This window comes from Vibrio sp. HS-50-1 (assembly GCF_024747315.1).
In the GTDB taxonomy this organism is placed as follows: Bacteria; Pseudomonadota; Gammaproteobacteria; order Enterobacterales; family Vibrionaceae; genus Vibrio; species Vibrio diabolicus.
Window position 1 is genome coordinate 1 of the sequence record NZ_JAMPZF010000014.1, and the last position, 19,263, is coordinate 19,263.

Consider the following 19,263-nt stretch of genomic DNA (forward strand, 5'->3'; position numbering starts at 1 on the left):
CAAAAAGTAGTCGATGCAATCAACTCTTTTAAGGTTGAGCAATGACACAAGAGCATGTGCAAGTATTAGAAGATGTGGTTTATGTCTTCTTTTGCTACAAACAATCAAGTTATCTCGATAAAACGCTTCCGGCGGCATTACATCAAACAGCATGGCCGAGCCAGCTGTTAGTATTGGACGATTGCTCTCCAGATGATAGCCATGAAAAGATTCTATCGCTTTTAGAGTTTGCGCCTAAAGGATTAAATATTGAATATCGCCACAATACGCAAAATGTTGGTTTAGTTAGCCAAATCAACTCCTTGCGGGGGCAATACCAAAATAAGCTTATTATTGTACAAGCTGGCGATGATATAGCGATGCCGAACCGAGTTGAGGAAACTTATGAAACTTGGTTGAAAAATGGTAAACCAAGCTTAATTATTGGTAGCTACGACAAAATTTCTGAGCAAGGTGATGTCATTGAGCCATTTGAATCGATCAAGCAAAATAAAAAGCCTTACACACTCGAAAATATTATTAATAGAAAGTGTGCAGTAGATGGTTGTTGCGCCGCTTTTACCTCGGATGTACTGAACGAGTTTGCTCCTTACAACAAAGACATCATCAATGAAGATCGCATCAATGTCCTCCGAGCCTTTTTGTTAAATGGTATTCATCATGAAAACAAAAAATGGATTCAATATCGACTAGGTGGCATATCAACGTTCGCAAAAGAAACACGCGAAGAAAAATATAACAACACAGTTATCAATGCTCAGCGTGAGCTGCAAGATCTTAAAATGAATTTACGAGATGCACAGAGTAAAAATGCCAATGAAGCTGTGAGTGCGATTAAAAAACGGATGCGTTCCGCTGAGTTTATGGCATCACTTCCACAATCAAATTTTGCTTTGTACAGCGAAGCGATTTGTTATCTTGTTAAAACATTGGATTATCGAACGGTTTTAAAAGTTTTGCGTAGGTTAAAATGAGTACAATTAGAAATATAAAGCAATCGATAAGTATGAAGAGGCATTTTGCTTCAACTTTCCGTTCATTCAAAAAACGAAGTGATAAAAGTACTGACTCACCTAAAGACTTTTATCGTACATATGAGAAATGTACAGTTTTAGGTAATGGACCATCCTTAAAATCAGATATTAATAATATCAGTACAGATACTGATGTGATTGCTGTGAATCACTTTTCGGAGTCTGAGCACTTTACGACTTTGAAGCCCAATAAATATATTTTGATTGATAGCTATTTCTGGGATGAAGCCACTCATAGTTCGTTGGTGGAAAAAAGAGATAAATTGTTTAAAGATCTAAACGAACTTGTGTCTTGGAAAATGCAATTGATTATTCCTGACTTTGCAGACATAGCGTTCATTCAGGGAAATATCAAAAATAGCAACATAGCTGTAAAAGTGCTTCGAGCAATTCCTAGTAATGTAACCAATATTAAATATGGGCCAATAGCATTATCTTCAGGTATTGTTGCACCTCCAGCTGTAAATGTTCTTATCTTTGCTGTGTATGTGGCAATTTTATGTGAATATGATTCAGTGGAAATATTTGGGGCAGATATGAGCTTCCATAATGATGTCCATGTCGATCAAGAAAATAACCAGCTTTATATGGTCTACAAGCATTTCTATGGAAAAGAAGAGAAGTTGCCACTTCTAGAAAACCCTCAAAAGATCAAACCTTTTAACATGACGGACTTGATGCGATTAACTTTTCTGACGTTTTATGCACATCAACTGCTGAATAAATGGGCAGAGCTAAAAGGGGTAAAAGTCATAAATAGGTCTAATTTTTCTATGATCGATGCTTACCCTCGGCGGTGAAATTACAGGTAAGTAGACGCTACAATGGTAATGCCCACTTACCTATGATTATTTATCTATTTTTCTGTAACCAAACGGACTCTGCGAAAGTAAAGTCTTCTGGCCAATCTATATCAATTGAGCTCTCTGCATCCTGTATGTACATCGAAGGCTTTAGTCCAATTCGGTCATTTAGTTTTTTGTAGTTTTCGACGCTATTTAAAAAGACTGAGCTATCGATTTCATACAAAGGTTCAATCGTCTGAGTTCTTGGCCATTTTTCTATATTACGATCGTAGCTAATCGGTCTGTCTTTATTCCAAATAAAACCGCGTAGCTCTTTGACTGTCATTAATGAATCATATCCTTCAGAGAGGCTCGCGAGATATTGTTTTAGAATTGCACGATAACCGGATTCATCGAGGAAAGGCGAGGTTACATGAGTCCAAAGTACGTGACCTGTAGTAATAATCGAAGGAACGTATCTAATAAGATCATCAGTGCTTGTTGAACTTGAGCCTAAGTGCTCTGGGCGTTCATCTATTCGTATGCGAGAATCTTTATATGTTGAAGCAAACTCTAGAACAACGTCGTCGTTTGAAGATACGACTATCGAATCTAGATCAGTTATATTGATTAACTGATCCAGTTTGATTTTTAGCAACCCACCTTTTACACCAGCAAAGTCTTTGGTGTTTTTGTTTGGGATACGTTCACTGCCTTTTCGGCATGGTAAAAAGACATGGACACTCATGCTTACCAACTCCTTAGAATATTGAAACCTTCACTTTTTGATAAGCTTTCAAGCTCTTCTTTTACATTTGAAAAAGGAAGATAGCCAAGAAAATCAATATTATTCTCTTTGGCTGCGTGAAAGTCTGATAATGCGTCACCGATCATTAGAGCCGTGCCTGAAGACTCCTTTAGGATGGTTGCAACGTTATCTGCTTTCGCGGTAGGTGATCCTAGAATTAACGTAAAATATTGCGCCAGCTTTCTTTTAACAAATACTTCTCGTAATTCGTCTTGAGCAGATCCACTCGCTACATAGAGTTTGGCTGGGCAATCTGTAATTGCTGCAATAAAATTAGGCGTTAGTTGAGCTTCCATGTATAGCTCTTCACACTGCTTTGAGTAGAAGCTTAGTATATGTTCGTACAATGCTTCATCTGTATTTAGGATGAAATGTTCAACAAAGTAACTCACATGATGAAAACGCGATTTGCCAAAATTAGCTTTAAAGTAATTGCAACAATTGTCTATTTCGAGCTCTGATACTTGGGCCATGCGTAAAGCATTACGCATGGCATCAATTTTGAGGTTATTTGAGTCTAAGATCACGCCATCGCAGTCAAAAATAACAGTATCATAGCCATTAAATAGCGGGTGCATAAATAGACCCTGCTTTTACTGGATAAGTGGTTGGGGTTAACGCTTGAATTGATGTACTTCCAAACTGCTGACTAACCATGCTAAAGATCTCATTCATTTCCATTTGGCGTCGGTCAGTCACATCATAACCATCAAAACCAACGAGAGATATCTTCTGCGCTTGACCTATAAAAGCGATACATAACGCATATGCAGCGGTATTGTCATACGGTAGTGTACAGTAGTTTTTATGGGCGGTGAGAGTATCCTTCTCTATGGTGCTACTGTAATCAATCATAGAAATATTACTAAATTTACTTAGCTCGTCTTCGTCAAAGCGGTTCTTTGGCAAAAATACGGGTTTGGCTACCTCTGAGTAATGGCTGCTTTCTGACAAGTATTTAGAGTTATGAGATACAGCAAAGTAATCGAAAAGCTCAGTGTTAATCTCATGCTTTGTATTGATGCCAATTACGATAGGCTTTCGAGTCTTAATGTATGTCTCGATCGCGACTCTATGTGTTGCCGTATTGGGCGTATTAGTGACCAGTAAAATTTCTTTTCCTGAAAAGATCCCTGATAGGTCTGATTGGCTTTCAGTTGGTTGGCTTATTTTCCCTACAGTAAGCGCTTCTTCTAAGACATCACCATTATAGCTTGTCGTACCTTCTAGCTTTTTTAAATGCTCGATAGCACCAACAATTTCTTCTGTTCCGTAATTAGGATTAGAAAGCATATTCTGAATATAAGTTGGGTGAATATCGTTTTTGGCTCCCAAGTAATATAGAAGGCTTGAGCCCCAACCGTATCTTCTTTGCATTGGCTCAAAATGGCGAATAACTAGTTCATATATTGCTGTTGGCAAGTATTTATCTAGTCCATCAAGCTCGGCGAGCAGGTTTTCGGTCTGGGCGTTCCCAGCGCCTCGTCCCATTCCGGTAACCGTCACATCCAACCATGTAACACCATTCGAACGAGCTGTCATCGTATTAGACATTGCTTGACCCATGTTGTTATGGGTGTGGATGCCAATGTCGCCATCCCAGTTTTGCTTTACAATTTCGGCAATGCGAGTGACTTCTGCACTATCCATATTACCGAGAGAGTCAGCAAAATAGATGACGTCAGGGTTTGCTTTTGCTACCGCCTGTACTTTTTCCGCTATAACCTCGGATGGTTTTCCGCCCGCTTGCATCAGATTTAAACCAACGATATACCCCATTTCTTTGAAAGCTTTAATCATGCTTTCACACTGCTCTGCTTCATTGAAATGTGCCGCGATACGAACGAGATCAACTTTACTTTCTTGTGCTGGTACAAAAAGATCATTGATGGCAGCGACAACAGGTTTACCCGCATCTAGCAAAGTTTTTGCGTCAACCATTACGCCGTATGTCGGACCTTTCGGTAGGTGTAGCGTGTTTAGAAACTCTTCAGTCGTATAAGCAAAAGGACCACTGTAAACAGACTTAGGATAGTTACGAAGCCCTAACTCAACATAATCAATTTTAGCTTTTGCAACTGCTGTGAGGTAAGCGTCAACGACTTCTGGTGAAAAGTCCCAGTGGTTATAGTAGCCACCATCGCGAAGAGTACAGTCTAAAATTTTTTGCATAATGGATATTCTTTTTAAGTTAAACAGGTAAAGTGCTTAGTACAGTAAAACATACAAGCTTAATAGTAAAAGTGAGGTATTTATCAAACTAATTATTAAGTTATTACTTATCACTTTGGGGGAGTAAGCTCATTGTTCGGTTTAGAGCGCCTTGATTGGATGAGGCCCATTTATTAGCATGCAAAGCTCGGAGTAAATATTTATCTTGTTGAGAAATGATCTCTGTAGTCCTTAGGGCAAGGGTCGTTGAGTCTGGCACAATTAAGATACCATCCACAGCTAGTAAGTTTTCAACAATCTCCTTAAAGTTGAAATAGCTAGGGCCAGTAATGATGACTTTTTCTAACATGGCAGGCTCTAGTACATTGTGCCCACCAACCTTATCTCCAATTAGGCTTCCACCCATAAAGCAGATGTCCGCTGCGCCCATCAACGTTAGCATCTCACCCATTGTATCGCCGAGATAGACTTGAGTATTCGTCTCTACTGCATGCGTTGAAGTGCGACGAACAGTGTTAAAGCCTTGCTGTTGGCAAAGCGTGAATACATCATCAAATCGTTCTGGATGGCGAGGAACCAAAACGAGTAAAGCATCTGGATGAGATTTTAAAACTTGTCTATGTGCATCTAATACCTGTTCGTCCTCGCCTTTGTGGGTGCTAGCGGCAATCCAAATTGGACGATCGTCTCCAAGCTGGGCTCGAAGCTGCTGTCCTTGCTGTTTCACTTGCTCTGATATTTGAATATCAAACTTAATAGAGCCAGTTACGGCTAATTTGTCTTTATCAACACCCAGTCGTTCAAACCGGTTTGCGTCTGACTCCGTCTGACAAAGGATTTGAGCTAGGCATGGCAACATAACGTTAAACAAAGGTTGAACTTTGGCGTAGTTACAGCATGATTTTTCAGATAGGCGCGCATTCACGACAGTTATAGGGATACCCGCTTTGTGAACATTGTGAAGCGTGTTTGGCCACAGCTCAGTCTCAATGATCAACATCTGTTTTGGTTGCACTGCTTTAAGAAAACCTTTGATAGCGAACCCAAAGTCAATTGGCATATAGCGGTGTTCAACTAAATCACCCAACTTAGCAATCTGTTCAGCTCCGGTACTTGTTGTTGTGGTAACTAGAATAGATTGTTTGGGGTTTTGTTCCTTAATGGCTTTGATTAAAGGTGTTGCCGCGATGCTTTCACCGACAGAGACGGCATGTATCCAAATAGGTTTGTCGTTGCTTTTTATCTTGGGAGTAATACCAAAGTGCTCTTTCCAGCGAGAGCCGAACTTAGGCTTATTTGGTTTGCTCTTGTACAAACCAAATAAAAACAGCGGTGACGCTAGAGCGAGTAGTAAGGTATAAACAATACGAACTAACATGAGCTTATCGTAATGGCGTCAAGTTTTTGGATGCTATCTAGCACTTGCTTAGGCGAAAGTTCTGTCAAGCACTTAAGGTGTTTGTATTGACATTCACGCTGGAAACAAGGGCGACAATCAATATCGGTATGAACAATCTCCACTTTTTCTGCTAGTGGGGGTGTGTACTTCGGTGAAGTTGAGCCATACACGGCAACAACATTACAACCAACCGCAGCTGCCACATGCATTAAGCCTGAGTCATTCGCGACAACAGTCTTACATGCAGCAAGCAGATCGACCGCTTCAATTAAGCTAGTTTGGCCTGCTAGAACATGAATGTTCTCATGGAATTGCGTCGGGACAAGTGCGCGGATATTGTTACAAGTCTCTAAGTCTTTTTGAGAACCAAACAACCAGATTTGATGCCCAGATCGAGCCATTTGCGTCGCAACTTCAGCGTAGTGTGTTTCGGGCCATTTTTTGGCAGGACCAAACTCTGCTCCTGGGCACAGTCCAATGGTTGGTTGGTCTTGCGTTAAGTTGAACTTTTTGAGCGTGGCTTGTTGCTCTGCCGCGTTGATTGCAAGGCGTGGGCGAGGTAAGGTTTCAAGCCCGCCAAGAGAATTAGAGTCCACCATTTCTGCTTTTGGATAAGCTAACGCTACATAGCGCTCTACCATGTACTGAAAAGACTTCATGTTAGGGCGTAAGTCATTCAATAAACCATAGCGCATTTCTCCCTTCCAGCCAGTACGAAGAGGAATGTTGGCAAACCATGGGATCAGTGCTGATTTCGCTGACTTAGGCAAGATATAGGCGTGGTCATATTGCTTTTCACGTAATGATTTACCAATTTCCCTGCGGCCTAATAAGTTAAATTCACCATGACCGATAGGCATTTCAATAGCTTGGTGGATTTCTGGCATTCGCTCAAGAATCGGTTTACACCATCCTGGAGCGATAACGTCAATTTGGCTATCTGGATGACGTTGCTTTAATACGATATATAACGATTGCGACATTACCATATCGCCGACCCACGCAGGGCCAATGACTAAAATCTTCATGCTTTGTTTTTCCAGTATAGGAATTTCAAAATTGACTCATAAGTTCTAAAAAGTTCAGCGTATATTTTATTCGCAAGAGTCATTTTGGATTTATCTTTTCTTTTACCACCAATCGTCGAAGCAATCTCTGCTCTAGTAAAAAGATCTGGAGACACGCTGTAAACTTGAACACCATGTCTCCATGGTTTTTCCATGTAGTCATCGACTGGTTCAATAAACTCTTGAGCATGCATAACAAACTTTGAGGCTGCTTTAGGTGTGACAATATATGCGGTGGTACCACAAGTTCCAGCAGAGTAGCCCCCTAACATATGATTATCATCAATCGGTACGATAGGGGTGAATGCACACTTCTGAGTGGCAGACAACTTGATGTAGTCATAAGTAGAAGTCAATGGAAGGGTATGTTTGAGTACTCGCTTCAGCCCTTCTACGGGGTCGACGTTGTCTTCTAAGATGACGATCGGTTCATCAAGCTCAACACAGCGAACCCACAACTCGTAATGGCTTGCAAAACAGGCGACTTCACTGGTTTTTAATTGATACCCTTTGCGGCGTAGAGTAATGGTTGGACGACTTTTTTCTGAATGAAGAAAACGGTCAACAGAGCCATCTACGGCATCAAAAAATTCAAATGTAATGCCTTGTTGTTTTAACTTTTCTTCAATGCGTTCTCGGCGATCTAGCGATCGATCCAAGCTTACGACAAATACTTTCACTGCACTTTCCAGTCGCTGTTATATCTTGGTTTAAACAAATTGTAATAGTTATTGCCGTCTTCTTGAGAGTGCAGCAACTGCAGTACCCACATATATTGTTCGGGTTTATCACCGACAAAATATTCAATGGCTTCATTACAGGTACGAGCGTCTTGCTCTTCGCCTTTATCCAGCTCAAACGCCGGTAAAATCTCAATATCAAACGTACCATCTTCAGTGTTCATCGACGCAAATAGAGGCAGTACTTTTGAGCGTGATAGTTTCGCAATTTTGCCTAAACCAGGTAGCGTTGCTTTACGTGTAGCAAAGAAATCTACGAACACACTATGCTCTGGGCCGTGATCTTGATCGGGTAGATAATACCCCACATAGCCATCTCGAATGGATTTCAGAAAAGGCTTAATGCCACCTGAGCGTTCATAAACACGACCACCGTATTGAACTCTTTGCTTGTGCATCAGCCAGTCAGCAACATCATTCTTTTGTTTCTTCGCCATTGCAGAAACTGGCATTCCCATTGAAGCGAGCAAGATAGCAGGCACATCAATTGCCCAAGAGTGGGGAACCATTAAAATCACATTTTCGTTGTTATCAATGTGCTGTCGTAAAATGTCTAGGCCGCGAATTTGGCAACGGTTCTGAAGCCACTTTGGTGAGCGTAAACTTAGTAACCCGAAGCGAAAAAAGAACATGGCTGCTGTGTAGAGTGTTTTTTCTATTAAAGCTTCACGTTCTTGGAACGACTTTTCTGGAAAACACAGCTCAAAGTTAACCCTCGCTCGGTGAGCTGGCCCTTTGTGGGATTTCGACAGTTTTTTGGCTATGGTTTTCGCTAACCACTTTTGTAAACCCTGTGGCATTAATGATAACGGTAAAAATAAGAGAACACCTAACCACGTGCCCCAGTACTTAGGCGACAGAAAGTGGCACTTAAACTCAGGGTTATATGCTTTAGGGTCGAAGTCATCACGTTTTATGGTCATGGCGTGTCTAGTTACCTATTCGTGTACGGGCGAAGTGGTTTAAATGAGAAAAAAGATAGTTAGGAATGATACAGGCTATTGCATTTGAGTAAAGGTGGCAGGTTATGGTTCTACCACCTTGTGGTGCTTAACTGTTTTGGATAGTCAAGTATTCGGCAACGCCTTCTGCAACTGTCTTGAATTCAACATCACAGCCTGCGGTGCGCAGTTTGGTCAGATCCGCTTGTGTAAATTCTTGGTAAGCGCCTTTTAGGTGCTCAGGGAATGGGATGGTTTCAATTTGGCCTTTGCCATGATGTTTGATAACTGCTTTTGCTACCTCTTCAAAAGATTCAGCACGGCCAGTACCACAGTTAAAAATGCCTGATACGCCGTTTTCTAAGAACCACAGGTTTACTTTACAGACATCACCAACGTAAACGAAGTCGCGTTTGAATGATTCGCTGCCCGCGAACAATTTAGGATTTTCACCTGCGTTAAGTTGGTTGTTTAGGTGGAACGCAACTGATGCCATGCTACCTTTATGGTCTTCACGTGGGCCATATACGTTGAAGTAGCGGAAGCCGGTGATTTGAGAAAGGGTCTCACCATGTTCTTCAGCGTCTTGCCATAGACGACGAACGTAGTTATCAAACTGCTGTTTCGAGTAACCGTATACATTCAGTGCGCCTTCGTATTCGCGTTCTTCAACGAAAGTATCTGTATCGCCGTAAGTGGCTGCTGAAGAGGCGTAAAGGAATGGAATTTCACGATCTAGACAGTAATGAAGCAACTCTTTTGAGTACTCATAGTTGTTTAGCATCATGTACTTGCCGTCCCACTCAGTCGTTGCAGAACAAGCACCTTCATGGAAAATTGCCTCAATCGGACCAAAATCATCGCCCGCCATAATTTGGGTCAGAAAGTCGTCACGATCCATGTAATCTGTGATGTCCAGATCAACTAAGTTCTTAAACTTTTTGCCATTTTTTAGGTTGTCGACAACCAGGATATCGTTAATACCAGCTTCGTTTAGTGCTTTAACAATGTTGCTGCCGATCATGCCAGCGCCACCAGTTACGATGATCATAGAACTTCCACCATAGATTAAAATTTTCTCAGGAATTCTAGCAAGAAACGAAAAGTAGCGCTATTGGAAGCAGGAAGATAGGTTTTAGTCTTCTATGACTCAGTATCTGGATATGAAAAGGGAGCCGCAGCTCCCTTGATTACTTTATTATTCCACATCCGAACGGTTAGGTCTTTGGTACCAAGGATTTCGTTCGTCGGTTAACTCAATTAAGCTGTATTTGCGGCCGAGCTTCTGCCCTCCGTCACGAGTAAGAGGCTGCCAACTAAAGTTCGCACGATTGTTACTTGGCTTAACGGTCATGATGTCAAACGGAATCGACAAGTAGAAACCTTTAGTAAAGCTACCTTCACCAAATTCGTCCGCAGACAAGTCTGTAAATGAGGCAAAGGCGCCAGCAATTACGCCACTCTTGAACTGCTTAGAAACATTGATTTGTGTACCAACATCGCCAGCTAGGAACTGACCAATATCGACTTGGATCATCAAATCTTGCAGGAATTCCCATTGAGGGTAGTAGTAACCAGATACAAAACCAGTGAATCCTTTATCAATAACTTGGAATGGACGCCCATATTCTGGAACGTTCTGCCATTTCTCACCGTAAACACCGAAGTAACTTTGTGGATCACGTTGAGAAATTAAGTTGACGTCAGCGCCAATCGCCCAGTTAGCTCCTTGTGGTCGGTAAAGAAACTCGGTACCGACTCCGGCAAACATGCTCTCCAGATAGCCAGCGTAGAATTGCTGGTCCATCGTATTGGAATACTCTTGGAACCAAGTCAATTGTAGGTTTGACATGGTTACAGCATGTTCATTTTGGTAAGCGCGGAACATGGTGCGAACACGAGGAACGGTAGTGCCATCAGGTGGAGTGACATAGATAAACTTATCGTAGTTGTTATACCAATCCCAGTATAACGAACCGCCAATTTCAAGGTTGTCCGTCAGCCAGTATGAGGCATTACCGCTTAGCCCTACACTAAAGAGGTAGAAATCTTCTGCGTTACCGAGAGTTTGAACAAGCTTAGGTGCAAAACCCCAATCAAAACGTTCAAAACCATCATAGACAGATTCTCCACTAGGCTTATTGCTAGCTTTTTCGGTTGCATCTTCTATTTTCGGATTGATGTAATTAACTTGTGTAAAGTCGCGATATTTCTCTTTGGAAATAATCGTTTGTTCGCCGACTAAGCCTCGGCTGCGTTCATTGATCGCATAGGTATCAATATCGTCAGGCATTTCATTGTGAAGTACAGCCGCCGCTTTTTCGTGTGCCTCTGTACGGTCACGATATTTCTTCTGCTCACCAACGACAGTTACTGTACTGTCATCAACATAAATACGCGTGTTTTGGTAACCAGCAATTTTGTCTAAATCTTCTGTTACACGTTCCCAGTCAACATCAGACAGTTCTTCTGGCTGATTGCTTTCTACTTCTGGTGTTGGTGTGTCTCGCCAGAATGATGGCATGTCATTGAAATTAGTGTTTAGCGTTAAGCCCGCGACCAACGTGTCTCCACGTTCATAACTTAAACGAAAATCGGCCATTCCGATACGGTAGAGCACACCAAAGTTCCATGGCGTGTGGGGAGACATATCTACACCGGCCTGAACTACAGGGTAGTCTGTGCTGTAATCGTTACCGTCGTATTCAAGCTTGAAGCGAAGAGGCTTATGAAGAGTTTGATATTCAATACCACCAAAAAGGGCAGCAGGGCCTTTAAAGGCTCTATCGAAGTTAGTTGTTCCGCCAGTAGATAGAAATTCTGAAGGTCTATCGCAGAATTTGTCTGATGCTTTACAAAAAGGGTTTGTGACCGTATCTCTAGTTCCTAGGTAGCCCCAGCCCATACCTAAAGTAAAATCAAAAGTACCTAATTTCGAATTAGAATATCGTTTTGTCGCCGCAAGAAACTCAGCATCAAAAAGACCAGTACCAGCAAAGTCTCGTACCCCTAGGGCGATTTCTGGCATGTATTCAGATTCTTCCCATAATCTAAATTTAAAATCTATCCCCTTGTCTGTATATTCATTGTCAACATCGGGGAAGGATGACGAATAAGGCAGATCGTGAACTCGAGTGTACCGGATAGTTGTTTCTAACCACGGCATGAGTTGCAGAGTCACATTGTAAAAAAGGTACTCATCACTACCTGTTACCGAAAAGTTGAATTCCCCTTCAGGAGCCATACGTCCGGTTGGCATCTGCATTAAACCAACACCACCAAAGTCAGATTGAGAAGGCTGTAACGAGGGAGCCTCAAAGGGTATTTCTTGAGCCCAAACCAATGCTGGGCCCATTAAAGAAAGGGTTAAGCTTTTTCTAATTGGCATCATTGTGGTCTCTTTATGGAATTTGGTATCAGTTGAGTGAGTAGTCGGACAATATCTTGGTCCATTTCGGAGTATTCAAGATCACCAAACGGGACATATACCAATGTTAGAGGTGGTAAGTAATATTGTGTTGTTAACCAAGCTCCGTGATGCGGCTTAACTACATGACCATCTGGGTAGATCAACACTGGCGGCGTTGATAACGTACCAATATTACTTTTCAAACTCTCTATTTTTGTCTGCAAAGGGATGCCTGCTTGCTCCTTAATGGAATACACGCTGTTTAGGTTTCCCAGGAAGTACACTTTTTCTTCGCGTAGAGGGCTTGCGAGCAGGTAATTGCCGCGCAACAGTGGGTTGTCGAATTTATTTAGTCGAATTTTATCAACATCGATCGCAGACAGTAAGCGTGGTGCAAAGCTCTGCTTCTGAATGAATTTGTAGAATGGATGTGCAACCAAATTGTGTTGAATCATTTGATTGAGCACCGAGTTCTTTAAGGCGGTAGAGGTCTTATTGGCGCGTTCCGATTTATCAAACAAAGTCGTACCAAGAGGGTATTGCAGCGAGACGCTTTGCTCCTTAGCAAGTGCTAACACACTTTCTAAACGAGCCGGCCCTTGAAATTGTAGCTGTTTACCTACCTCCAATAACTCAACATTTAATGACTGTGTAGTAGAGGTTTCTGTTTGAGCGAAGCTATGTATGCTCAAAAGTGGCATGATCAAACCGAATAATGTGAGTAGTCGCTTGCTCATGATTTGCTATACCCCTTTAAAATGGTTAACTCAACCGGAATCATATTTGGCCCTAGATGTTGTAAGATCTTAACAACCTGACCTTGTTCATTGACCCAATAGTAGTTTTCGACCGACTGAGAAAGGCTGCTAAACTCAACGATTTCTTTATATACGTCGGTCATGGTGTTAGAAATAGGTGTCGTCAACGTTTCTTTGCCTGCATAAAAGCGATTCACATTTGCAGGAAAGCCATAACGATATTGTTTTACCCAATCGTATGAGAGTGTGTAGCTCATGGAGGCTGAATCTGAAGAAAAATCTGGCACGTCACCATAAACACCCGCTAAGTCCCCATTTTGTAGACCTATCGTTTTGACGATATGCCCATTCTCCGTAACGATCATAGCTTTGTCAGCACTTACCCATTTCAGTTGTATTTTTCCATTGAGAGGGTTTCGTTCCGCAAAAGCTAAAACAACAAACACCTGTTTTTGATTTCCAAGTTTCAAATAGGCACTGGCATAAGGAACGGCATTTATTTCTTCTGATGTCATCTCGACATCGATGTAGTTACCGTAGGCTTCTTGGACGGTTGCTGAAACATCATTGAATTTCTGTGTGCAACCAAAGAGTACAAGGAGTAGTGGAAGAATGAGGAGTTGGCGTATCCATTTAGGTATTCGGAAGATATTCATTGATCCCTCTTACAAATAAAATCGCCCTGACTTAATCAGGGCGATTGGCTTCTGTTCTACAAAACGAAATTAGTTAGAAGTAGAAGTAGAAGTAGATGTTGAAGTAGATGTTGAGTCGCTATCTGACGCTGCAACTGCTACTACAGTTACTGCTGCTGCTGCACCTACACCTACAGCTGTAGTGCCAGTTGCTGACGCAGACGCAGCGCCTGTTGAGCCTGCTTCTTCTGCTGCAAATGCAGTTGATGCGCTTAGAGCCATAAGAATAGCTAGAGCTGTATTCTTCATTATTAATCCTTGTGTATCCGGTATAAAAACATCGATGTTTGGTAGCATAAAAAATGCTCCAAATTATATTCTAGATAAAAAAGCCTTAGCATGTAAATAGTTTCTTATTTTGCCATGGCTTATGATCTCATTTCTAACACCAGCGTGACATTGCGCGGTTATCTTGCTCCCTTGCTTGCTGATAAACTATCAAGAGTGCATAATTTGTCGGCCTATTTCCTCCAATACTAGAGGTTTGGAGGGAATAGGTCGTTTTTACTGACACCATATAGAAAGCGATACAGTGGCTTACGCTCAACGCCTCAGGGCGGTAGCGTGCCAGCTCTTCAGTATTTAATGGCCTGCATAGCACGCTTAACTTTGCCTTGTCAGTCCATATTATTAACAGTACTAGGAACTTTTACGTGATAAAAAAGCAGCATTGTTTGGGAATACTTGGTGCACTGGGCTTGAGCCTGAGTTCTTTTTCAGCGTCAGCCGATTTTTACGCAGGCGCTTTAGTGAGCTACTCAAATGCAGAATTGAAAAGCTCGTCTTCTGAATCCGTGAAAGAGGGAAGCCCTTTCCTTCTTAGTGCACAAGCTGGTTATTTCTTTAATGACTATATTGGCTTAGAAGGGCGTTATGGGACATCAGTTCAACGTGACAATGGTCTTGCAGTTGATAGCGTTTTGAGCGGCTTTGTTAAGTTGAATATGCCAGTTTCAGAGCGAGTCGCACTTTATGGTCTAGCTGGGTATTCAAGCGTTCAGCTTGATCTACAAAATGTAGGTTCTCACAAAGAACAAGGATTTAGTTTTGGGTTAGGTATGCACTACGCTTTAAACAACCAAAGCGCGGTGATATTTGAGTTCGTTGATAACGTCTCTGAAGACCAAGTTCGGCTTAACTCGATTACACTGGGTTTTCAGCACCGTTTCTAATTTAAATACCTAGAGCTCAAACTTGGGGCTAGGGTCTTTTATTCAATTATTATAGTGACATACCATGTTTAAAGGATATTTCTCTGTTGCCGCTTTTATATTGGCAAGTACGTTTGCGTCTTATTCAATGGCACAAACACCCACTCCAGAACAAATAAAAATGTTTCAAAACTTACCCGCCGACCAACAGCAGGCACTGGCGAGTAAATATGGTCTCTCAATTCCCTCTAGTTCGTCCTCAAATAAATCTCCTTACGAAAACCCGCAAGTCATCAAGCCTAGATCTGAATCTAGTGGAACTATCTCTTCCAACGTAGAAGAAGAATGGCTCAAAAAAGGCGAACAGGAAGAGCTTAAACGCTTTGGTTTAGATCTTTTTTCTGGTTCTCCAAGTACTTTTGCTCCGATCAGTGATGTTCCTGTGCCAGCAAATTATACCGTGGGTGCAGGCGATGAAATCATTGTGCAGTTGTTTGGTAAGGAGAACGAAACGCATCGTTTACGCGTAAATCGTGCGGGCACAATCAACTTCCCCTCACTTGGGCCGGTAAATGTTGCTGGCATGCACTTTTCTGATGTTCGAGACTCTCTGACACAACGTGTAAAAGAGCAAATGATTGGTGTGCGCAGTAATATCTCATTGGGTGAATTACGCACCATGCAAGTGTTTGTAATGGGGGATGCATATAAGCCTGGTGCCTACACGGTTAGCGCATTAACGACAATTTCACAAGCTATTTATTACAGCGGCGGTTTTGGTGAAAGTGGGGCGCTGAGAGATATCCAGCTAAAGCGTGATGGTAAAATCATTCGTAAGTTGGATATGTATGACCTTTTACTAAAAGGTGATGCACGTAATGATGTGCGCTTACTACCGGATGACGTTGTTTTAATTGGTTCTGTTAACGATACCGTGTCTATAGAAGGCGAGATCAACCGTCCGGCAATTTATGAAGTCAAGGCCGGTGAAACTTACCAACAACTTATTCAGATGGCAGGTGGTTTTACTGCGAATGCTCATGTCGAGCAGTTGGAGATAAAACGCTACGCTTCACATGGCGCTCGTGAGGCTTTGACGCTTGATTTTAATAAAACGCAAGATCGACAGAGTAAAGTTAAAAATGGCGACGCCATCAAGATCTTGAAAAAAAGCGAAGAGCTTACTCGTTACGTGCAGGTAGAGGGTGATGTTCGTCATCCTGGCTATGTGGAATGGCGCAATGGCCTTCGTGTTGCCGATCTTTTCAAATCTGTTGACTCAGCTTTTAATTCTACAGCTGATGTTAACTATGCGGTTGTGGTAAGAGAGATTAATCCACAGCGTGATATTGAAGTGTTCCAACTAAGCTTAGCCAACGCAATTCTATCACCAGGTAGCCAAGACAACCTTAAGTTACACTCACGAGACCGTATATTGGTTTTCAACCGCTTTAATAACGAAGACTTAGATACATTAGCAACGCAAGATGCTGTTTCAAAAGCAAAAACATTAGAGCAAGCGCAAGAGCAAGCTGAGCTGGAACAACAGAAAGAGCAAGAAGTGATGAGCTCTTCTGTTGCCGTTTCGCATTCAGCAAACGGTACGCTGAATAACCAGAGCACCACAGAGCAGGCGAAACCAGCTAAAATCATTTTCCGTGGTAAAGAGATTACAGAGGAAGACTTTGAAAAGCTGAAGCAAAATACTCGTCGCACTTTGCTTGCACCAGTGTTGTTACAACTTCAGCAACAGTCTCGTTTGGGGCTAGCCCCTCAAATTGCTGAAGTCTTTGGTGAAGTGAAGCACCCAGGGCGCTACCCGATCACTCCAAGAATGACGGTATCAACGCTTATTGAAGCCGCTGGTGGTTTAACTTACAACGCATTCACAATTAATGCAGAACTAGCGCGAACCGCGATTAATAGTGCGGATGAGCGTGCGTATATTGATGTTGAACGTATTGATCTGCGTAAAGCAATCCAAGGCAGTGCTTCAGACGATGCAGTTATCGTGGGCCGAGATCGTTTGAACATCTTAGAAAAGCCAAATGTGAAGCTACAAAGCACAGTAACTCTACAGGGTGAAGTTCGCTTCCCTGGAACCTATACCGTGCGTCAAGGTGAAACCTTAAGTGAGTTATTGGATCGAGCTGGCGGTCTGACAGAGTTTGCTCACCCTCAAGGAGCAATATTTACGCGTGAAGCATTGCGTTTACAAGAGCAGAAGCTTTTAAACCAATACGCCGCAGATATGCGAAAAGAAACAGCGAAGAAGACGTTCCGAGCAGATAGCAATATAGGTTCTGTAATTTCAGACCCAGAAAAAACGTTAGCATTTGTTGAAGAAGCAAGTCGCAGCAAAGCACTTGGCCGTATGGTGGTACAGTTAAACCGTATTTTAAAAGGCGAGCGTTCAGCAGACTTTATGCTCGAGGACGGTGACTTCCTCTTTGTTCCGACTTTCCGAAACACAGTATCAATCATGGGTGAAGTTCAGGTTCCAATTACCTACTTGTTAGATAACAAACTTGACGTCGATGATTATCTGAACAAAGCGGGTGGTGCTAAAAAGCAAGCGGACGAAGATCGCATTTTTGTAGTGCGTGCAGATGGTTCTGTTTACAAGCCTTCATCAGGTTATTGGTTTGGAAATAACAAAGAAGGGTTAAAAGCTGGCGATACTATCGTTGTACCAATTGACACTGACTATAGAGATGCACTAAGTACCTGGACAGCTGCGACACAGATCCTATATCAAACCGGTGTAGCGATTAACGCCCTTAAGTAACTTAAATTAGAGGGGCTGGTGACAGCCCTATTTTTTAGAAAGGTGTTATTAAGATTGGAAATTAAAATTAGACTGAATTCAGTACTTTTGTGTTCAGATAGAGCAAGCTTATGGATATAGATAGACACTCAAATTTGGCTCCTCACTCTTGTGTTCAATTTGAAAGCGAACGGTTTGATATTAGAGATATAATTAGTGCTTTTTGGCGTGATAAATGGATCGTCGTTATTGTAACGGCACTATTTGCGACTGGAGCCGTGTTGTTTTCGCTCAATTTACCAAACATCTACAGAGCTGATGCGTTACTTACCTCTTCAGAGTCCTCTGATGGTGGGAGCTTATCTAAAATGGCTGGTCAACTTGGTGGATTAGCTGCACTTGCTGGAGTAAATCTAGGTGCAAATGAAAGTAGCCAAACAGAGCTTGCAATACAGGTTTTAAAGTCAAGAAAGTTTGTAGATTCATTCGTTAAAAAGCATGATCTCATTGTCCCTTTGATGGCGACAAAAGGTTGGGATCTAGGTTCTAACACTTTGGTTATTGATGACAGTGTATACGATATGTCATCTAAAAGTTGGCTTAGGGTACCTAAAGGGCTAGTGAGTAAAGAGCCGACGGCACAAGAGATCTATAAGTATTTTATAACTGAAGTATTGAGTATTTCAGAAGATGCTGATTCAGGAATGTATAAGCTTTCTGTTAAGCACTATTCACCATATTTAGCCAAGCAATGGGCTGACTGGCTTATTGCTGATATTAATTTGGTGATGAGGGAAAGAAAGATAGCTGAAGTCACAAAGAATTTAAGCTATTTACAGTCTCAGCTGAATAAAACTGCAGTGACGGATATGCAAACTACTTTTTACAAGCTGATTGAAGAGCAAACAAAAAGTTTAATGTTGGCCGAGGTGCAAGATGAGTTTGTATTTAAGGTTATAGACCCTGCTGTCGTTCCGGAAAAAAAATTCGAGCCTAGGAGGGCCCTAATCTGTGTTTTAGGAACGTTGGTAGGTGGGATTATTAGTATTTTAATCGTATTAATTAGGTTTTCGTGGCAACGAGATTCTAATAATTATGCTTTGAAGACTAATTAACATCGAAAACGAGAGTTTATAATGAAAATATTAGTAACCGGTGGAGCTGGTTTTATCGGCTCAGCTGTTGTCAGACATATCATTCGTGACACTCAAGATACTGTTATCAATTTAGATAAACTGACCTACGCAGGGAATCTAGAGTCATTGGTTGATGTCTCAGAGAGTGAACGTTACTATTTTGAGCAAGTAGATATCTGTGACCGAGCTGAACTAGACCGCGTGTTTTCAGAGCATCAACCCGATAGGGTGATGCATTTGGCCGCCGAATCTCATGTCGATCGTTCTATTGATGGTCCTGCTGCTTTTATTGAGACCAACGTGATGGGCACTTACCATTTGCTTGAAGCGGCGCGTCAATATTGGTCGAACCTAGATGAAGCGCGCCAATCGGCATTCCGTTTTCATCATATTTCTACGGA

18 protein-coding genes are annotated in these 19,263 nt (G+C 41.9%); 6 read left to right on the plus strand and 12 right to left on the minus strand.

The genetic code is table 11. The features are described 5' to 3' along the window. Window positions 1–41 precede the first annotated feature (41 nt). Window positions 42–974 (plus strand): glycosyltransferase family 2 protein, encoded by a 933-nt coding sequence (locus tag NDJ01_RS08305; RefSeq protein WP_258586545.1) that lies wholly within the window; start codon window positions 42–44, stop codon window positions 972–974. Then, window positions 971–1,834: a hypothetical protein gene (locus tag NDJ01_RS08310; RefSeq protein WP_086046452.1), complete on the plus strand. Its 864-nt coding sequence runs from the start codon at window positions 971–973 to the stop codon at window positions 1,832–1,834. Before NDJ01_RS08305 ends, NDJ01_RS08310 begins: the two co-directional genes overlap by 4 nt. A 52-nt stretch (window positions 1,835–1,886) precedes the next feature. Here the strand turns inward: NDJ01_RS08310 and NDJ01_RS08315 are convergent, their stop codons facing one another. From NDJ01_RS08315 to NDJ01_RS08370, 12 genes are all read right to left on the minus strand, one after another. Then, window positions 1,887–2,567 (minus strand): cytidylyltransferase domain-containing protein, encoded by a 681-nt coding sequence (locus tag NDJ01_RS08315; RefSeq protein WP_047009434.1) that lies wholly within the window; start codon window positions 2,565–2,567, stop codon window positions 1,887–1,889. Window positions 2,568–2,569: 2 nt separating this feature from the next. Next, entirely contained in the window at window positions 2,570–3,205 is a 636-nt protein-coding gene (locus NDJ01_RS08320) for an HAD family hydrolase (RefSeq protein ID WP_145473336.1), read from the minus strand. Next, on the minus strand, window positions 3,189–4,799 hold the full coding sequence (locus NDJ01_RS08325; RefSeq protein ID WP_145473335.1) for an aldolase catalytic domain-containing protein: 1,611 nt from the start codon (window positions 4,797–4,799) through the stop codon (window positions 3,189–3,191). Before NDJ01_RS08325 ends, NDJ01_RS08320 begins: the two co-directional genes overlap by 17 nt. 103 nt (window positions 4,800–4,902) lie before the next feature. Continuing rightward, window positions 4,903–6,177 carry a lipid IV(A) 3-deoxy-D-manno-octulosonic acid transferase gene (waaA, locus tag NDJ01_RS08330; protein ID WP_145473334.1) on the minus strand — a complete coding sequence of 425 codons (1,275 nt, stop codon included), beginning with the start codon at window positions 6,175–6,177 and terminating at the stop codon, window positions 4,903–4,905. Beyond that, complete coding sequence (gene waaF / locus NDJ01_RS08335; protein WP_258586546.1) at window positions 6,171–7,226, minus strand: lipopolysaccharide heptosyltransferase II; 1,056 nt, start codon at window positions 7,224–7,226, stop codon at window positions 6,171–6,173. The genes waaA and waaF overlap by 7 nt, the downstream gene beginning before the upstream one ends. Beyond that, window positions 7,223–7,945 (minus strand): glycosyltransferase family 25 protein, encoded by a 723-nt coding sequence (locus tag NDJ01_RS08340; protein ID WP_258586547.1) that lies wholly within the window; start codon window positions 7,943–7,945, stop codon window positions 7,223–7,225. The genes waaF and NDJ01_RS08340 overlap by 4 nt, the downstream gene beginning before the upstream one ends. Beyond that, window positions 7,942–8,928 carry a lauroyl-Kdo(2)-lipid IV(A) myristoyltransferase gene (gene lpxM / locus NDJ01_RS08345; protein ID WP_258586548.1) on the minus strand — a complete coding sequence of 329 codons (987 nt, stop codon included), beginning with the start codon at window positions 8,926–8,928 and terminating at the stop codon, window positions 7,942–7,944. The genes NDJ01_RS08340 and lpxM overlap by 4 nt, the downstream gene beginning before the upstream one ends. 127 nt (window positions 8,929–9,055) lie before the next feature. After that, the gene (gene rfaD / locus NDJ01_RS08350; protein ID WP_017634969.1) at window positions 9,056–9,997 is read right to left on the minus strand and encodes an ADP-glyceromanno-heptose 6-epimerase; all 942 of its coding nucleotides are present in this window, start codon (window positions 9,995–9,997) and stop codon (window positions 9,056–9,058) included. Between the two features lie 147 nt (window positions 9,998–10,144). Beyond that, on the minus strand, window positions 10,145–12,337 hold the full coding sequence (locus NDJ01_RS08355; protein ID WP_258586549.1) for a YjbH domain-containing protein: 2,193 nt from the start codon (window positions 12,335–12,337) through the stop codon (window positions 10,145–10,147). Continuing rightward, the gene (locus tag NDJ01_RS08360) at window positions 12,334–13,092 is read right to left on the minus strand and encodes a capsule biosynthesis GfcC family protein (protein ID WP_139060368.1); all 759 of its coding nucleotides are present in this window, start codon (window positions 13,090–13,092) and stop codon (window positions 12,334–12,336) included. The genes NDJ01_RS08355 and NDJ01_RS08360 overlap by 4 nt, the downstream gene beginning before the upstream one ends. After that, window positions 13,089–13,769: a YjbF family lipoprotein gene (locus NDJ01_RS08365; protein WP_139060367.1), complete on the minus strand. Its 681-nt coding sequence runs from the start codon at window positions 13,767–13,769 to the stop codon at window positions 13,089–13,091. Before NDJ01_RS08365 ends, NDJ01_RS08360 begins: the two co-directional genes overlap by 4 nt. A gap of 69 nt (window positions 13,770–13,838) precedes the next feature. Further along, window positions 13,839–14,057, minus strand: coding sequence for a hypothetical protein (locus NDJ01_RS08370; RefSeq protein ID WP_005395817.1), 219 nt, complete (start codon window positions 14,055–14,057; stop codon window positions 13,839–13,841). 404 nt (window positions 14,058–14,461) lie between these two features. Between NDJ01_RS08370 and NDJ01_RS08375 the strand changes: the two genes are divergently transcribed. From NDJ01_RS08375 to NDJ01_RS08390, 4 genes are all read left to right on the plus strand, one after another. After that, complete coding sequence (locus NDJ01_RS08375; protein ID WP_171058440.1) at window positions 14,462–14,980, plus strand: outer membrane beta-barrel protein; 519 nt, start codon at window positions 14,462–14,464, stop codon at window positions 14,978–14,980. Between the two features lie 64 nt (window positions 14,981–15,044). Beyond that, window positions 15,045–17,747 carry an SLBB domain-containing protein gene (locus NDJ01_RS08380; RefSeq protein ID WP_258586550.1) on the plus strand — a complete coding sequence of 901 codons (2,703 nt, stop codon included), beginning with the start codon at window positions 15,045–15,047 and terminating at the stop codon, window positions 17,745–17,747. A gap of 110 nt (window positions 17,748–17,857) precedes the next feature. Then, window positions 17,858–18,841: a Wzz/FepE/Etk N-terminal domain-containing protein gene (locus NDJ01_RS08385; RefSeq protein WP_139060364.1), complete on the plus strand. Its 984-nt coding sequence runs from the start codon at window positions 17,858–17,860 to the stop codon at window positions 18,839–18,841. A gap of 21 nt (window positions 18,842–18,862) precedes the next feature. After that, window positions 18,863–19,263, plus strand: a 401-nt coding sequence (locus tag NDJ01_RS08390) for a GDP-mannose 4,6-dehydratase (protein WP_258586551.1), incomplete at its 3' end; no start/stop codon positions are given.

What these genes read in the sequence shown, in the direction of transcription:
- NDJ01_RS08315 (WP_047009434.1), bottom strand. Translation starts at nt 2,567, where the DNA reads ATGAGTGTCCATGTCTTTTTACCATGCCGAAAAGGCAGTGAACGTATC.
- NDJ01_RS08370 (WP_005395817.1), bottom strand. Translation starts at nt 14,057, where the DNA reads ATGAAGAATACAGCTCTAGCTATTCTTATGGCTCTAAGCGCATCAACT.
- rfaD (WP_017634969.1), bottom strand. Translation starts at nt 9,997, where the DNA reads ATGATCATCGTAACTGGTGGCGCTGGCATGATCGGCAGCAACATTGTT.
- NDJ01_RS08320 (WP_145473336.1), bottom strand. Translation starts at nt 3,205, where the DNA reads ATGCACCCGCTATTTAATGGCTATGATACTGTTATTTTTGACTGCGAT.
- NDJ01_RS08360 (WP_139060368.1), bottom strand. Translation starts at nt 13,092, where the DNA reads ATGAGCAAGCGACTACTCACATTATTCGGTTTGATCATGCCACTTTTG.
- NDJ01_RS08305 (WP_258586545.1), top strand. Translation starts at nt 42, where the DNA reads ATGACACAAGAGCATGTGCAAGTATTAGAAGATGTGGTTTATGTCTTC.
- waaF (WP_258586546.1), bottom strand. Translation starts at nt 7,226, where the DNA reads ATGAAGATTTTAGTCATTGGCCCTGCGTGGGTCGGCGATATGGTAATG.
- NDJ01_RS08310 (WP_086046452.1), top strand. Translation starts at nt 971, where the DNA reads ATGAGTACAATTAGAAATATAAAGCAATCGATAAGTATGAAGAGGCAT.
- NDJ01_RS08385 (WP_139060364.1), top strand. Translation starts at nt 17,858, where the DNA reads ATGGATATAGATAGACACTCAAATTTGGCTCCTCACTCTTGTGTTCAA.
- NDJ01_RS08380 (WP_258586550.1), top strand. Translation starts at nt 15,045, where the DNA reads ATGTTTAAAGGATATTTCTCTGTTGCCGCTTTTATATTGGCAAGTACG.
- lpxM (WP_258586548.1), bottom strand. Translation starts at nt 8,928, where the DNA reads ATGACCATAAAACGTGATGACTTCGACCCTAAAGCATATAACCCTGAG.
- NDJ01_RS08325 (WP_145473335.1), bottom strand. Translation starts at nt 4,799, where the DNA reads ATGCAAAAAATTTTAGACTGTACTCTTCGCGATGGTGGCTACTATAAC.
- NDJ01_RS08355 (WP_258586549.1), bottom strand. Translation starts at nt 12,337, where the DNA reads ATGATGCCAATTAGAAAAAGCTTAACCCTTTCTTTAATGGGCCCAGCA.
- NDJ01_RS08365 (WP_139060367.1), bottom strand. Translation starts at nt 13,769, where the DNA reads ATGAATATCTTCCGAATACCTAAATGGATACGCCAACTCCTCATTCTT.
- waaA (WP_145473334.1), bottom strand. Translation starts at nt 6,177, where the DNA reads ATGTTAGTTCGTATTGTTTATACCTTACTACTCGCTCTAGCGTCACCG.